The organism is Mesorhizobium sp. RSR380A (assembly GCF_054719385.1).
Genome location: NZ_JBTTIB010000001.1, coordinates 5,570,377 through 5,584,929, shown reverse-complemented (window position 1 = coordinate 5,584,929; position 14,553 = coordinate 5,570,377). Strand labels below are relative to the sequence as shown.

The 14,553-nt window shown below is 63.1% G+C and carries 12 protein-coding genes; 4 read left to right on the top strand and 8 right to left on the bottom strand.

The window, feature by feature from the left end:
• The 3 genes from urtC to urtA form a co-directional block, all read right to left on the bottom strand.
• Positions 1 to 1,233 carry an urea ABC transporter permease subunit UrtC gene (urtC, locus tag ACYG9Z_RS27085; RefSeq protein WP_023670933.1) on the bottom strand — a complete coding sequence of 411 codons (1,233 nt, stop codon included), beginning with the start codon at positions 1,231 to 1,233 and terminating at the stop codon, positions 1 to 3.
• A complete protein-coding gene (gene urtB, locus ACYG9Z_RS27080; protein WP_023752198.1) occupies positions 1,230 to 2,846 on the bottom strand; it encodes an urea ABC transporter permease subunit UrtB in 1,617 nt (538 codons plus the stop codon). Before urtB ends, urtC begins: the two co-directional genes overlap by 4 nt.
• Before the next feature lie 112 nt (positions 2,847 to 2,958).
• A complete protein-coding gene (gene urtA / locus ACYG9Z_RS27075) occupies positions 2,959 to 4,269 on the bottom strand; it encodes an urea ABC transporter substrate-binding protein (protein ID WP_023688643.1) in 1,311 nt (436 codons plus the stop codon).
• Between the two features lie 311 nt (positions 4,270 to 4,580).
• Here urtA and ACYG9Z_RS27070 point away from each other — a divergent pair, with 311 nt between their 5' ends.
• Together ACYG9Z_RS27070 and ACYG9Z_RS27065 are read left to right on the top strand one after the other, a co-directional pair.
• Entirely contained in the window at positions 4,581 to 4,976 is a 396-nt protein-coding gene (locus ACYG9Z_RS27070; protein WP_023688644.1) for a hypothetical protein, read from the top strand.
• Between the two features lie 117 nt (positions 4,977 to 5,093).
• Positions 5,094 to 7,007, top strand: coding sequence for a PhoX family protein (locus tag ACYG9Z_RS27065; RefSeq protein WP_023752197.1), 1,914 nt, complete (start codon positions 5,094 to 5,096; stop codon positions 7,005 to 7,007).
• A 65-nt stretch (positions 7,008 to 7,072) separates the two neighbouring features.
• On the opposite strand, the gene ACYG9Z_RS27060 is transcribed toward ACYG9Z_RS27065, so the two are convergent.
• From ACYG9Z_RS27060 to ACYG9Z_RS27050, 3 genes are all read right to left on the bottom strand, one after another.
• On the bottom strand, positions 7,073 to 8,644 hold the full coding sequence (locus tag ACYG9Z_RS27060) for a GMC family oxidoreductase (protein WP_023752196.1): 1,572 nt from the start codon (positions 8,642 to 8,644) through the stop codon (positions 7,073 to 7,075).
• 51 nt (positions 8,645 to 8,695) lie between these two features.
• Positions 8,696 to 9,220, bottom strand: a complete 525-nt coding sequence (locus ACYG9Z_RS27055) for a twin-arginine translocation pathway signal (RefSeq protein WP_023684617.1) — start codon at positions 9,218 to 9,220, stop codon at positions 8,696 to 8,698.
• 80 nt (positions 9,221 to 9,300) lie between these two features.
• Positions 9,301 to 9,696: a VOC family protein gene (locus tag ACYG9Z_RS27050; RefSeq protein WP_023684616.1), complete on the bottom strand. Its 396-nt coding sequence runs from the start codon at positions 9,694 to 9,696 to the stop codon at positions 9,301 to 9,303.
• 220 nt (positions 9,697 to 9,916) lie between these two features.
• Between ACYG9Z_RS27050 and ACYG9Z_RS27045 the strand changes: the two genes are divergently transcribed.
• A complete protein-coding gene (locus ACYG9Z_RS27045; RefSeq protein WP_023670924.1) occupies positions 9,917 to 10,219 on the top strand; it encodes a ribbon-helix-helix domain-containing protein in 303 nt (100 codons plus the stop codon).
• A 5-nt stretch (positions 10,220 to 10,224) separates the two neighbouring features.
• On the opposite strand, the gene ACYG9Z_RS27040 is transcribed toward ACYG9Z_RS27045, so the two are convergent.
• Positions 10,225 to 10,935: a purine-nucleoside phosphorylase gene (locus ACYG9Z_RS27040; protein WP_023712397.1), complete on the bottom strand. Its 711-nt coding sequence runs from the start codon at positions 10,933 to 10,935 to the stop codon at positions 10,225 to 10,227.
• A gap of 84 nt (positions 10,936 to 11,019) precedes the next feature.
• Complete coding sequence (cckA, locus tag ACYG9Z_RS27035) at positions 11,020 to 13,590, bottom strand: cell cycle histidine kinase CckA (RefSeq protein WP_023707485.1); 2,571 nt, start codon at positions 13,588 to 13,590, stop codon at positions 11,020 to 11,022.
• A 205-nt stretch (positions 13,591 to 13,795) separates the two neighbouring features.
• Between cckA and ACYG9Z_RS27030 the strand changes: the two genes are divergently transcribed.
• Positions 13,796 to 14,512: a flagellar biosynthetic protein FliO gene (locus ACYG9Z_RS27030; RefSeq protein ID WP_023693371.1), complete on the top strand. Its 717-nt coding sequence runs from the start codon at positions 13,796 to 13,798 to the stop codon at positions 14,510 to 14,512.
• The last annotated feature ends 41 nt before the right edge of the window (positions 14,513 to 14,553 follow it).

Below are 14,553 nucleotides of genomic sequence, written 5' to 3'. Positions count from 1 at the left end.
CTATTCCGCCGGCTGCGGTTCAGGCCCGGACGCGGACCAGGCACCGGGCGTTGTTGCTGCGCTGCGCACGATCTTCGATGGCGGCGGGGCATCAGGGTCTGTGCCCGCTTCCTCTGCAATCGCTGCAGCCCGCATCGCCCGAGCGTTACCGCGCCAGGAATCCCACATGCCGACGATGCCCTTGGGCAGGAACAGGGTTACGGCGACGAACAGGCCGCCGAGCGCAAACAGCCAGAACTCCGGCAGCAGGCCGGTGAACCAGGATTTGCCGGCGTTGACCAGCAGCGCGCCGACGATCGGGCCGACAATGGTGCCGCGCCCACCGACGGCTGCCCAGATCACGACTTCGATGGAATTGGACGGCTCGAATTCGCCGGGATTGATGATACCGACCTGCGGCACATAGAGCGCGCCGGCGATGCCGGCCATGACAGCCGAGACGGTGAAGGCAAACAGCTTCACGTTCTCCGCCCGCCAGCCGAGGAAGCGGGTGCGGCTCTCGGCGTCGCGCACCGCCATCAGCAGCTTGCCGTATTTGGAGCCGACGATCGCCCAGGTGATGAAGACGGCGAGCGCGAGTATGATGGCGCTGGCGGCAAACAGGGCCGAGCGGGTGGCGTCGGCCTGCACGTTGAAGCCCAGAATATCCTTGAAATCGGTCAAGCCGTTGTTGCCGCCGAAACCCATGTCGTTGCGGAAGAAGGCGAGCAGCAGCGCGTAGGTCATCGCCTGGGTGATGATGGAGAGATAGACGCCGGTGACGCGGCTGCGAAAGGCGAACCAGCCGAAGACGAAGGCGAGCAGGCCGGGCACCGCCAGCACCATGATGGCGGCGAACCAGAAGTGGTCGAAACCGGTCCAGAACCAGGGCAATTCCTTGTAGTTCAGGAACACCATGAAATCGGGCAGGATCGGATTGCCGTAAACGCCGCGCGAGCCGATCTGGCGCATGAGGTACATGCCCATCGCATAGCCGCCGAGGGCGAAGAAGGCGCCATGGCCGAGCGAGAGGATGCCGCAATAGCCCCAGACGAGATCGAGCGCCAAGGCAAGCAATGCATAGCAGAGGTACTTGCCCGTCAACGCGACGATGTAGGACGGAATATAGAACGCGCTTTGCGGCGACACTGCGAGGTTGAGCAGCGGCACGATAATGGCGGCCGTCAGCAGGATGAAAATAGTGATGGCGATGCGACGGTCGGCACCCGCGGCGAAGAAGCGTCCCGTGATCATGTTTCCACCGCCCTGCCCTTGAGCGCGAACAGGCCGCGCGGGCGCTTCTGGATGAACAGGATGATCAGCACCAGCACGACGATCTTGCCGAGCACCGCGCCAGCATAGGGTTCGAGAACCTTGTTGACGATGCCGAGCGAGAAGGCGCCGACCAGCGTGCCCCAGAGATTGCCGACGCCGCCGAAGACCACGACCATGAAGCTGTCGATGATGTAGCCGCGGCCGAGATTGGGCGAGACATTGTCGATCTGGCTGAGCGCGACGCCGGCAATGCCGGCAATGCCGGAGCCGAGCGCAAAGGTCAGCGCATCGACCCAAGGCGTCCTGATGCCCATCGAGGCGGCCATGCGGCGGTTGGCGGTGACGGCGCGCATCTGAAGGCCCCAGGGCGTGCGCTTCATAACAAAGAGCAGCACGCCGAAGACGGTGAGCGCGAAGACCAGGATCCAGAGGCGGTTCCAGGTGACGGCGAGTTGGCCGACATCGAACGATCCCGACATCCAGGAGGGGTTGCCGACCTCCTGGTTGGTCGGTCCGAAGATCGAGCGCACCGCCTGCTGCAGGACTAGCGAGACGCCCCAGGTTGCGAGCAGCGTTTCCAGCGGCCGGCCGTAGAGGAAACGGATGACGCCGCGCTCGATGATCAGGCCGACGGAAGCGGCAACCAGGAAGGCGAGCGGCAGCGCGATCACCAGCGACCAGTCGAACAGGCCGGGGAATGAGGTTCGGATCACCTGCTGGACGACGAAGGTGGTGTAGGCGCCGAGCATCACCATCTCGCCATGCGCCATGTTGATGACGCCCATGACGCCGAAGGTGATGGCGAGGCCGATGGCGGCCAGCAGCAGCACCGAGCCAAGCGAGATGCCGTACCATATGTTCTGGCCGGCATCCCACAGCGCCAGGCTCGAATTGATGCTGGTGATTGCCGCCGTCGCGGCATCCTTGACCGCGCCTTGCGCATTGGCCTCGACCGCGGTGAGCAGCGAGACCGCGTCGCGGTCGCCGCGCGCGCCGATCAGGGCAATGGCGGCAAGCTTGTCGGCCTCCGGCTTGTCGGAGACCAGCACCGATGCCGCGCGCGCCTGTTCGAACAATGCCTTGACCTTGGCGTCGGTCTCGGCGGCGATGGCTGCATCGAGCGGCTCGATATTGGCGGCATCGGGGGTCTTGAACATGGTGTCGGCGGCGGCGATGCGGACAGAAGGATCTTTCGCGCGCAACGTCAGCGTTCCCAGCGCATCTCGGATGACACGACGCAGCGTGTTGTTGACCTTGATCTTGGTGATGTCGGCCTTGGCGGCGTCGCCGGCTTTCTCGCCGCTCAGCGGGTCGAGCAGCGTGACGCTGTCGGCGGCCTCACTGCCGACGAAGACGGCTGAATCGGCTTTACGAATGTAGAGATTGCCTTCGGCGAGGGCTGCAAGCGGCCGTTCAACCAGCGGATCGCCGGTGGCGGCAAGTTCGCGCACAACAGCCTCAGTGGTGGCAAAGCCCGTGCCCGTGGCGAATTTGGCGACGATGGCGCGCAGATCGGCTTCGGCTGCGTTCGACGGCAATAGGCTTGCCACCAGGAACACCAGCATGAGGCCGAGAGTGCGCAACAGGATCATCCGTTCAGATACTCTTCTGTGGGGAAATTCCGCGTCCGGGCGGGCTGAAGCGCCCGGACGCTTGGCGGTACCGATCGTGGACGCGTCCACGATCGGTCAGTCCCGGGAGGGATCAGTTCGTGCCCTTGCCGCCGCATTTGCCGGTGGCAACGTTGAAGTTGCCGCAGGACAGAGGCGCGCGCCAATCCGAAATCAGGTCCTTGGAATCGGGCAGATAGTCGGACCATTCGTCGCCCATCACGAGGCCGGGCGTCTGCGACACGGTCTCGAACTGGCCGTCGGCCTGGATCTCGCCGATCAGCACCGGCTTGGTGATGTGATGGTTCGGCATCATGGTCGAATAGCCGCCGGTGAGGTTCGGCACGGACACGCCGACCATGGCGTCGATGACCTTGTCGGGATCGGTGGTGCCAGCCTTTTCGACCGCCTTCACCCACATGTTGAAGCCGATATAGTGAGCTTCCATCGGGTCGTTGGTGGTGCGCTTGTCATTCTTGATGAACTTGTGCCAGTCGGCGATGAACTTCTTGTTTTCGGGTGTGTCGACGCTCTCGAAATAGTTCCAGGCAGCGAGATGGCCGACCAGCGGCGCGGTATCGAGACCGGCCAGTTCTTCCTCACCGACCGAAAAGGCCATGACCGGGATGTCCTCGGCCTTGATGCCCTGGTTGCCGAGTTCCTTGTAGAACGGAACGTTGGCGTCGCCATTGACGGTCGAGACGACGGCGGTCTTCTTGCCGGCCGAGCCGAATTTCTTGATTGCGGAGACTTCGGTCTGCCAGTCGGAGAAGCCGAACGGCGTGTAGTTGACCATGATGTCTTCGGCGGCGACGCCCTTGGCCTTCAGATAGGCCTCGAGGATTTTGTTGGTGGTGCGGGGATAGACGTAGTCGGTGCCTTCCAACACCCAGCGCTTCACCGAGCCACCGTCTTCGCTCATGAGATAATCGACAGCGGGAATCGCCTGCTGGTTCGGGGCGGCGCCGGTGTAGAACACGTTGCGCTCGCTTTCCTCGCCCTCATACTGGACGGGGTAGAACAGGATGTTGTCGAGTTCCGAGAACACCGGCAGCACCGATTTGCGCGACACCGAAGTCCAGCAGCCGAACACGGCGGCGACCTTGTCCTTGGAGATCAGCTCACGCGCCTTCTCGGCGAAGAGCGGCCAGTTGGAGGCCGGATCGACAACGACCGCCTCAAGCTTCTTGCCGAGCAGGCCGCCCTTGGCGTTCTGCTCTTCGATGAGCATCAGCATGGCGTCTTTCAGCGTCGTCTCCGAAATCGCCATGGTCCCCGACAGCGAATGCAGAATGCCGACCTTGATCGTGTCTTCGGCGGCCTGGGCCGGAGACGACATCGACAGGCCGGCGGCGACCACGCCGGCCGAAAACATTTTTGTTATTGTGGAGAAATTACCCCTCATACCGAAGACTCCCAAGCTGTTTGATTGCACCGCGATAATGCAATGCAACTGCCGTGCCAAACGCAAAGGCGCCGCTCACGAAGATGGAATAGCCGAGCGTTATCAGCCGGTTGGTATATTAGCCTCGAGAAAACAGTGGTAGCCGGCGAAAATTGATTGAGGCAAATTTGCGCAGCGCACATGGCTTTTGCCTAATTTTTGCCCAATTGAGACAAATGCCTAGTTTTTGATCTCCGGCCGTGTGTTCCGGGCTGAAAATGTTGCGGTACCGCGCAAAAATAGGGCAAGCTCGCCCTCAAAAGAGTGACGTCATGACATCTCGCACCTCATGCATTTCCGGCATCCTGCTGCTGATGGCAACGAGCGGCGCCGCGCGCGCCGATTTCAGCGAGGGCAAGCTTCCGGACGGCACCTATCATTGCGAGGTCTACCTGCTCGGCGCCTTCCTCAACCTCGGCGACATCACCATCAAGGGCAATGTCTATAGTGGTCCGGTGACATTCGGCACCGCGACGCAAGGCTACAACTATCAGATGAATGCCAATGGCGAGATCACCTGGCTCGGGCCGCTGGGCGGCTATACCACCGGTGGCAACTCCGTCTCCATGACACAGGCAACACTGGACGGCGAGACCGCCCCGTCATTCGACATCATTCTGAAGCAGCCCGACGGCGCCTTCACCGCCTCGACCTGCACCAAGGGCTGAGCGATGCGTAGTGCCGCGCCCAGTTGCGGCAAAACCTTCCTCTTATGTCATGTGAATGTTGCCTAAGCAGACTAGGGCAACGGTGCGCCGTAACATCCACCCTGAGAGGCAGACACCATGGCCAATACACCGTCTTCATCCTCCCCCGTCATCCGCGAAATCATTGCCGAGCGCGTCTCGCGCCGGTCTCTTTTGAAAGGCAGCCTCGCCTCCGGCGCGCTGATTGCCGGCGGCAGCTTTGTCGGCTCCTTGTTTGCCGGCGAAACGCATGCCGCCGCAGCGCAGTCGACGCTCGGCTTTCCCGAGCTCAAACGGGTCTACGGCAAGACCCATGCCGCCGCCGAAGGCTATGAGACGACCATCGTCGCGCGCTGGGGCGACCCGCTTGCAGCCGGCCTCGCCGAATTCGACGGCAACAAGGTCGCGGCGGAGGAACAGGAAAAGCGCTTCGGCTACAATTGCGACTACATCGCCTTCATGCCGCTGCCCAAGGGCACGGTGAATTCCGATCATGGCCTGCTCTGCGTCAACAACGAATACATCTCGCCCAATGTGATGTTTCCGGGGATGACCGAGGGCGATGCCGGCAAGACGATGACCAAGGAACAGGTCGATCTCGGGATGGCCGCGATGGGCCATTCGATCGTCGAGGTGCAATTGAAGGACGGCAAGTGGGCAAGCGTGGCGGACAGCCCGCTCAACCGCCGCATCACCGCCAACACCGAAATGACCGTTTCCGGACCGGTTGCCGGCCATGCGCTGATGAAAACTTCGGCCGACCCGACTGGCACGAAAGTGCTCGGCACCAGCTATAATTGCAGCGGCGGTTTCACCCCCTGGGGTACGGTGCTGACCTGCGAGGAAGGCGTGTCCGACATTTTCGGCGGCGACCCGAAAAAGGCGCCGACTGCCGACCTGCTCGACCGTTACGGCTTCGACGGCTCCGACATCTATGGCCGCGGCCGCTTCCATGACCGCTTCAACCTCGACAAGGAACCGAACGAGGCCAACCGCTTCGACTGGGTGATCGAGATCGACCCTTACGATCCTCAGTCCAGGCCGGTGAAGCGCACGGCACTTGGCCGCATGTCGCATGAGGCCTCGACCGTGGTCCTCAACAAGGACGGCCGCGTTGTCGTCTATATGGGTGACGACGACTATTTCGAATATATGTACCGCTTCGTCTCGGCCAAGGCCTATGACAAGGCCAACCCGGCCTCCGGCGCCGATCTGCTCGACGATGGCGTGCTGTCGGTCGCCCGCTTCGATGCCGATGGCTCGATGACGTGGCTGCCGTTGGTGCACGGCCAGGGCAAGCTTACCGTCGAGAACGGTTTTGCCGACCAGGCCGAGGTGCTGTTGAAGACGCGGTTTGCGGCAGATGCGCTCGGCGCCACGCCGATGGACCGGCCCGAGGACATCGAGACCAATCCGGTGACCGGCCGCGTCTATGCGGTGATGACCAAGAACAAGAAGCGCGACCAGTCAAAGGTCAATCCGGCCAACACGCGGCCGGAAAATCTCTGGGGCCATATTGTCGAACTGATCCCGCCCGGCGGCCGCGGCGCGGACGCCGACCACACGGCCGAAAACTATGCCTGGGACCTGTTCGTGCTCTGCGGCAATCCCAGGGATGCCAAGGTCGGCGCCACCTTCCATCCGGATACGTCGGACAATGGCTGGTTCGTCTGCCCCGACAACATCACCTTCGATCCGGCCGGGCGGCTGTGGGTGGCGACGGACGGCGCCAATGATTTCGACCTGCCGGACGGCGTCTATGGCGTCGACACCGAAGGTGCGGCGCGCGGCCTGCCGAAGCTGCTGTTCACCTGCCCGCACGGCGCCGAAGCGACCGGCCCGTGCTTCACGCCGGACGGCTCGACTTTGTTCCTGTCGGTGCAGCACCCTGCGGAAGATGCAGAGACGCTCGACAAGGCGCAGACGCTGTGGCCCGACTTCAGGGATGGCCAGCTGCCGCGACCGTCCGTCGTCGCCATCCGCCGCAAGGACGGACAGCCGGTCGGCGCATAGTGAGTCCTAGGAAAAAAGGGCGGAACGCGCCATGCGCGTTCCGCGTAGCGATCCCGGAGGACGGCTCAGATCGTCTTGGCCGACATTTGCGAAGCGATGTATTCGGCCTGGCGGATAGCCAGCGACACGATCGTCAGCGTCGGATTTTCAGCCGCACCGGTGGTGAACTGGCTGCCGTCCGACACGAACAGGTTTTTGATGTCGTGCGCTTGGCCGTGCTTGTTGACGACGCCGTCTTCCGCCTTTTCGCTCATCCGGTTTGTGCCGAGATTGTGGGTTGAGGGATAGGGCGGCGTCGGGAAGGAGCGCGTCGCGCCGACCGCATCGTAAAGCGCTGTGGCCTGCTTGTAGGCATGGTTGCGCATCGCCGTGTCGTTGGGATGATCATCGAAATGCACGTCGGCGATCGGCATACCGTGCGCGTCCTTCTCGTCCTTGTGCAGCGTGACGCGGTTTTCCGCGCGCGGCATGTCCTCGCCGACGATCCACAGGCCAGCCATGTGATCATAGTGGTCGAGCGCGGTGGTGAAGGAACGGCCCCAGCCGCCGGGATTGAGGAAGGCGGCCATGAAGGGCAAGCCGAGCGACAGCGTCTCGAATTCATAGCCGCCGACAAAGCCGCGTGAGGGATCGTGCCGCGCCTCGTCGCGGATAATGCCGGCCATGGTGGTGCCGCGATACATATGCACCGGTTGGTCGAAGATGGCGTAGACCGAACCGGTGGTGTGGCGCATGTAGTTCTTGCCGACCTGCCCCGACGAATTGGCAAGCCCTTGCGGAAACTTCGCTGACTCGGAGTTCAGCAGCAGGCGCGGGCTTTCGATCGAGTTGCCGGCGACGGCGACGATGCGGGCCTTCTGCTCCTGCAGATTGCCGTCCTTGTCGGCATAGACGACGCCGGTCACTTTTCCGCTAGCGTCATGGTTGATCTTGATCGCCATGGCGTTTGGCCGGACCTCGAGATGGCCGGTCGCCTCACCTTTGGGAATCTCGGTGTAGAGCGTCGACCATTTGGCGCCCCATTTGCAACCCTGGAAGCAGAAGCCGGTCTGTTGGCAGGAGTTGCGGTCGTCGCGCTCGACCGAATTGATTGCCATGTTGCCGGTATGACATTCCTTATAGCCGAGCTTGTCGGCGCCGGCCTTGAGCACCTTGAAGTTGTTGTTGCCGGGCAGCCGCGGCCAGCCATTGGTGCCGGTGACGCCCATCTTGGCTTCCGCCTTGGCGTAGTACGGCTCCATCTCGGCCAATGTGACCGGCCAGTCCAGCAGGTTGGCGCCTTCCAGCTTGCCGTAGGTCGAGAGCGTCCTGAACTCATGCTTCTGGAAGCGCAACGAGGCGCCGGCCCAGTGCGTGGTCGAGCCGCCGACCGATTTGACGATCCAGGCCGGCAAATTGGGGAAATCCTTCGACACCCGCCAGTCGCCTGAGGTTGTGCGCTTGTCCGTCCAGGCGAGCTGGCTGAAGGAACCCCACTCGTCGTTGATGAAATCCTCGTATTCGTGGCGCGCGCCGGCCTCGAGGATGACGACATCGACGCCTTTCTGGGCGAGTTCGTTGCCGAGCGTGCCGCCGCCGGCGCCGGAGCCGACGATCACGACCACGCCGTCGTTGTTGAGATCAAATGAAGCTGCCATGGTTTCCTCCCATGAATTCCTGTTTGCGGGGTTTCAGAACGACGGAAGGGCTCAGAGCCACTCTATGTCGTCGAAACCGCGCGCGATGTAGCCGCCCTTGGAGTAGGATTCGCCCTCGTAGCCGAAAATCGGCCACACCTCCTGCTGGTTGTAGAGGCTGACGACGAGGCCGCCGCGGATGGACTGGAAGAACGGCGTCGCCTCGATCTGCTGCAGCACGGCAACGCGCTGCTCCTCCCAGCCGAGGCCGCGATAGCCGCCCTCGCCCGACTTCTTGTCGAGGTTGGCGATGCCGTCTTCGATCATCGTCTTGTAGGCAGCGTCCTTGCCGGCCTGCTCATCATGCCCTTTTACGGCGATGGCGTAGTATTTGTCGGGCACCTGATCGTGCGGATAGATGTCGCGCGCCATCTGGATCAGCGTTGCCATGGTTTCGGGCTTGAGCGCCGATGTCTCGAGCCCCCAGGCATTTTCAGGGCTGATGACGGCGCTGCCGGAAATGACGAGCAACGCGCCGATGCCGCCGCGCTTGAGAAGTTCACGACGTGAGAGCCTCGCGTCATAGATCGTGACCATTTGTTCCTCCCTGCTTGCTGTTTGCGCCCTTGAACAGCGCCGTTGCTGGCGCCGCGCGGCTGAATGCGGCTGATAATCCCCTACTGGAAGCGCCCTCCACGCTGCAGAACCTCGATCTTGTAGCCGTCGGGGTCCTCGATGAAGAAAAAGCGGGCGATCAGCGATCCGTCGCGGTTGAATTCGACGATCTTCTTGGGGTTGAGGCCGAGCGCGCCGATCCGGTCGTGTTCGCTGTCGAGATCGGACACCGAGACCGCCAGATGGCCGTAACCGTCGCCAAGCCCATAAGGCTCGGTGCGGCCCTTGTTCACGGTGAGTTCGAGCTCGAACCCCGTTTCGGCGTTGGCAAGGTAAATCAGCGTGAATGTCTCGAAATCCAGCCTATCGGCGACGTCGAGCCCGAAAGCGTTTCTGTAGAAATCGACGGATCTGGCCTCTTGGAGAACCCGGATCATGGAATGGATTGCCTTCGCCAAATCAGTCTCCGCCGCTGCATGTTGGAGGCGATTATGGGCGGCACGCGCGAAAGGTGGTGGCAGCCGGTTACCACGGCTAAATTTGCAATCGCTGCTATGCCAGCGCCTAAAGACGAAAGTCCGATTGCCGATTCGGCCCACAAGGCCGAACATGCAGGGACAACCACAACTTGAAGGCGCGACACGCTGCGCCCAAAACCAACAATATCGGGAGGTAAGGATGTGCAGGGTTTTTGCCGGGCAGGATCCGGAAGGCTATCGACAGATCAACCGGTCGATCCGCATCGACGGTCACTCTACGAGTATCCAGCTTGAAGGAACGTTCTGGGCGCTGCTTGACGAAATTGCCGACAGCCAGGGCCTGACGACGCCGAAGTTCATCTCAAAACTCTATGACGAGGCGATCGAGATCAACGGCGCCATTCCCAACTTCGCGTCGATGCTGCGTACCACCTGCGCGCTCTATCTGCGCGGTCACCGGCCAGACATGGATGAGCTGACGCCGAAGCGCGAAGCGGCCTGAGGAAGCTAGCCTTCCGCCGCAACGTCGAGCCCGAGCCGCGCCATATCGGTGAACAGCGCCTGACGTTCGGAATAGGCAGTCTGTTCGCCGGTCACGATGTTGTCGACGACGGTCAGCAGCGACAGCGCGCGGGCGCCGAAATGCGCCGCGATTCGGTAGAGTGCGCTGGTTTCCATATCGACAGCGAGAGCGCCAAGCGCCTGCGCTTCGGCAAAGCGGTCGCGCCCTACAGGGTGGTAGAAGACGTCGCTGCAGATGGTCAGCCCGGCCTGGTGGTCGATGCCGAGCTGGGCGGCGCAGGCCAAAGCGTGGGCGAACAGGCCGGGATCGGGCCCGGCGGCAGCATCGTAGAGGCCGAAGACCTGGCCGCTTTGGTCGCTTTCGGCGCGCACCGACTGCGAGATCACCAAGGAGCGCAGCGGCACGCGGGGTGTCAGGCCGCCGCAGGTACCTGTGCGGATCAGCGTTTTGACGCCGTGAACATCCAGGAGTTCATGCACATAGACCAGGAAGGACGGGACACCGATGCCGGTGGCCTGGATGCTGATGGGACGGCCGCGATAGAGACCAGTGAAGCCGAGTGCGCCCCGGCGGCGGTTGACGCAGCGCGGTGCCTCAAGAAATGTCTTTGCCATCCACTCGGCGCGTTGCGGATCGCCCGGTAACAGCACCGTTGCGGCATAGTCGCCCCTGGCAGCCTCGTTGTGCGGCGTCACGACATGCTCCCCAATACCCGCCGCCCGTTTCGCCTGCAATCATGGCAGCGTCACGTCATTGCGCAAGCTTTGAATTAGGGCGCCCTAAGACTCCAACACATCCTTGACCACGGTGGCCAGCTGCTTGAGGGAGAACGGCTTCGGCAGGAAGCCGAATTGCGCGTCCGGCGGCAGGTTTCTGGCGAAAGCGTCTTCGGCATAGCCGGACACGAAGACGAACTTGATGTCGGGCTGGCGCTTGCGCAGTTCGCCGAGCAGCGTCGGTCCGTCCATTTCCGGCATCACCACGTCGGACACGACGATATCGACCTTGCCGCCGAGCGCTTCGAAGACTTCCAGCGCCTCGACGCCCGAGGAGGCCTCATGGACGGTATAGCCGCGCGAGGTCAGCGCCCGCGAGCCGCCCATGCGCACGGCGTCTTCGTCCTCGACGAGGAGCACAGTGGCCGAGCCCGACAGGTCCTTGGCGCTGTCGGCGGCTTTCACCGGCGCAGCCGGCGCCTCGCTGACGTCGCCGGGCTTCTTCGCCTCCACGATATGGCGCGGCAAGAAGATGCGGAAGGTCGAGCCCTTGCCGACTTCGGAATCGCAGAAGATGAAACCGCCGGTCTGCTTGATGATGCCATAGACCATCGACAGGCCAAGGCCGGTGCCTTTGCCGACTTCCTTGGTGGTGAAGAACGGCTCAAAAATCTTCTTCAGCACGTCCGGGGCAATGCCCGAGCCGCTATCCTCGACCTCGACCACGACATAGTCGGCAGGCGTGAGCTCGCGGTAGGAGAAGCTCTTGCATTGTTCGGCGGTGACGTTGCGGGTGCGCACGGTGAGGTCGCCGCCGGCCGGCATGGCGTCGCGCGCGTTGACGGCGAGGTTGACCACCACCTGCTCGAACTGGCCGATATCGACCTTGACCGGCCACAAATCGCGGCCGTGGTCGACCTTCAGCTTGATCTCGTTGCCGACCAGGCGGGCAAGCAGCATCCGGAGATCGGCAAGCACGTCGGTCAGGTTCAGCACTTCCGGCCGCAAAGTCTGCTTGCGCGAGAAGGCGAGCAACTGCCGCACCAGCGAGGCCGCCCGGTTGGCATTCTGCTTGATGTTCATGATGTCGGGGAAGGATGGGTCCGACGGACGGTGATTGGTCAGCAAAAGATCCGACGCCATGATGATGGCGGTCAGCACATTGTTGAAGTCGTGGGCGATGCCGCCGGCAAGCTGTCCGACAGCCTGCATCTTCTGGCTCTGCGCCATCTGGCCCTCGAGCGCCTTCTGCTCGGTGGTCTCGACGGCATAGACGATGGCCGATTCGTCGGCGCCCTCGCCGGTGCCGTCGGCGACGGCGTTGACGTAGAAGCGGATGTGACGCTCCTCATTGCCGGGCAGCAGCGTGTCGATCGGCTCGATGTCGGCCTGCCTCAGCCGCGCCTTCTCGAAGGCGGCGGCAAAGGCCGGCCGGTCGCGCTCATGGATCACGGTGTCCAGCCGCACGCGGCGGTCAACCGCGTCGCCGTCGACGACGGAGGAAAACAGCGACAGGAACGGCGCGTTGGTGCGCAGGATGCGGCCGCCATTGTCGACGGCAGCAATGGCCATCGGCGTCGAATTGAAGAAACGGGTGAAGCGCACTTCCGAAGCACGAAGGTCGGCCGATGCGTCCTCGCCCTGGGTGCGGTTGAGCACAATGGTGCGGGTCGGACCGTTGGTCCCCTCTCGGCTGGCCGAGACCCGATGCATGAAGCGCACCGGCACCGCCTCGCCGGTTGTCGTCGTCAGATCGAGATCGATGACGGCGTTGCGGGTGGTGCCGGGATCGGCCTTGACCGAGCGCACCAGCGCCATGCCGTCGCCGGCGACGATTTCCGGGAGTGTCACGGCGCCAGGGGTGAAGCTCGCCAGATCGATGCCCAGCCATTCGGCGAGCGTGGCGTTGATGTAGGTGACACGGCCTTCCTGGTCGGCCGAGAAGAAACCGGCCGGCGCATGGTCGAGATGGTCGATGGCCTTCTGCAAGTCGAGGAAGAAACGCTCCTGCTCGGCCCGTTCCTGCGAGATATCGGCAAGCTGCCAGGCAAGCATCGGCAGGCGCTGACCGGGAACGCTGAAGGTCCGGGCCCGCGCCCGGTACCAGCGCGCGCCGGGTTCGGCGCCCGGCCGGATCGACTGTGCCAGCCGGAACTCACCGTCGCCGGCCTGGCCATCGCGCAAGCCCGAGGCCAGCCGGTATATGGTCACCGAAGCTTCGGGGACATCGGAAAGCAGGCCTTCGACCGTCTTCAGATCGGCGGCCGACGCAGCACCGGTCATCTCGGCGTAGGCCCGGTTGGCGTAGACGACGCGGCCCTTGGTGTCGGTGACGATCAGGCCCTGCGACATCGAATCGACGAAGGCCTTCGACAGTTCGTCCCCGGTCGAACGCGGCGCGATCTGCACGAAGCCGATGGCCGTGGCGAACAGGAAGCCGACGCCGATCATGGCAAGCACGCCCAGCATGCCGAGCAGGAACGGATCGCCAAGACGCTCGCGGAAAATGCCGAAAACGATCGCGGCCCCAGTCAGGACGATGATGAACACGATGAGCCGGGTAACCGCGCCTGGCCGCGTGTTCTGATCGACGATCGGTACCGGATAGAAATCGCCTCGCGTTTCCCTGGCCATATGCCCCCTGCTCGTGAGTTGTCCGACACCGCCCCCGGCCGGTTGAATCACATTCTCCTAATCCGGAAAAGGCCTTGGCGGCAAATGTCGGATAAAAATGACGCGTCGGTGTTTTCAAGCTGTTCACGAAGCGTGAAGGCAACTTGCGGTGGCTGGCCGCAACGGTCTAGTGTCCCTCCACTTCAAAAGCCGATTGGGGGCACCGATGCAGTGGCTGGATAATGTGGCGGGTCCCGGATATGCCGCAGCGCTGCTGTGGACGTTTGCTGCCCTTGTCCTGCTGGTGATCGTGCTCATCATCATCAGGCTGGTCCGCAACCTGACCTTCGGCACCTTCGTTGCCGGCGGCAGGAACCGCAAGACACGGCTGGCGGTCATGGACGCGACGGCGGTCGACAGCCACCGCCGGCTGGTGCTCATCCGTCGCGACGACATCGAACACCTGCTTTTGATCGGCGGCCCGACCGACGTTGTCGTCGAGCGCGATATCAGACTTGCAGCGCCACGCCGTCCGGCATTGACCGGCGATGGCGGTGTTGGCCAGCAGCAACAGGCGCCGCGGCCGCGCGCAGCACAACCCGCTCCCACCGCGCCCGCAAGGCAGGCGCCACCGCCGCAACCGGTAAGGGCTGCTCCAGCCGCCGTTCCGCCGCGCCAGGCCGCACCGGCGCCGAAACCGGCTCAAATCTACCAGGCGAGCAATGTGACACCGCTGCCGGCCTATGGCTCCGCCGCCAATACTGCCCGGCAGGCCCCGCCACCGAAGCATGAGTCCATCGACGATACCCTGATGCGGGAGCTCGAGGTCTCGCTCGACGATTCGCACCCCAAACCGGCAAGCAAGCCGGCTGCGAAGGCACCGCAGTCTCTCGACGACGAGATGACCAAGCTGCTCGGCGAACTCGCCAGCCAGAAACGATAAAGCCCGGCGAACCGTCACATCTTGCCGCTTCCCGATCGGAA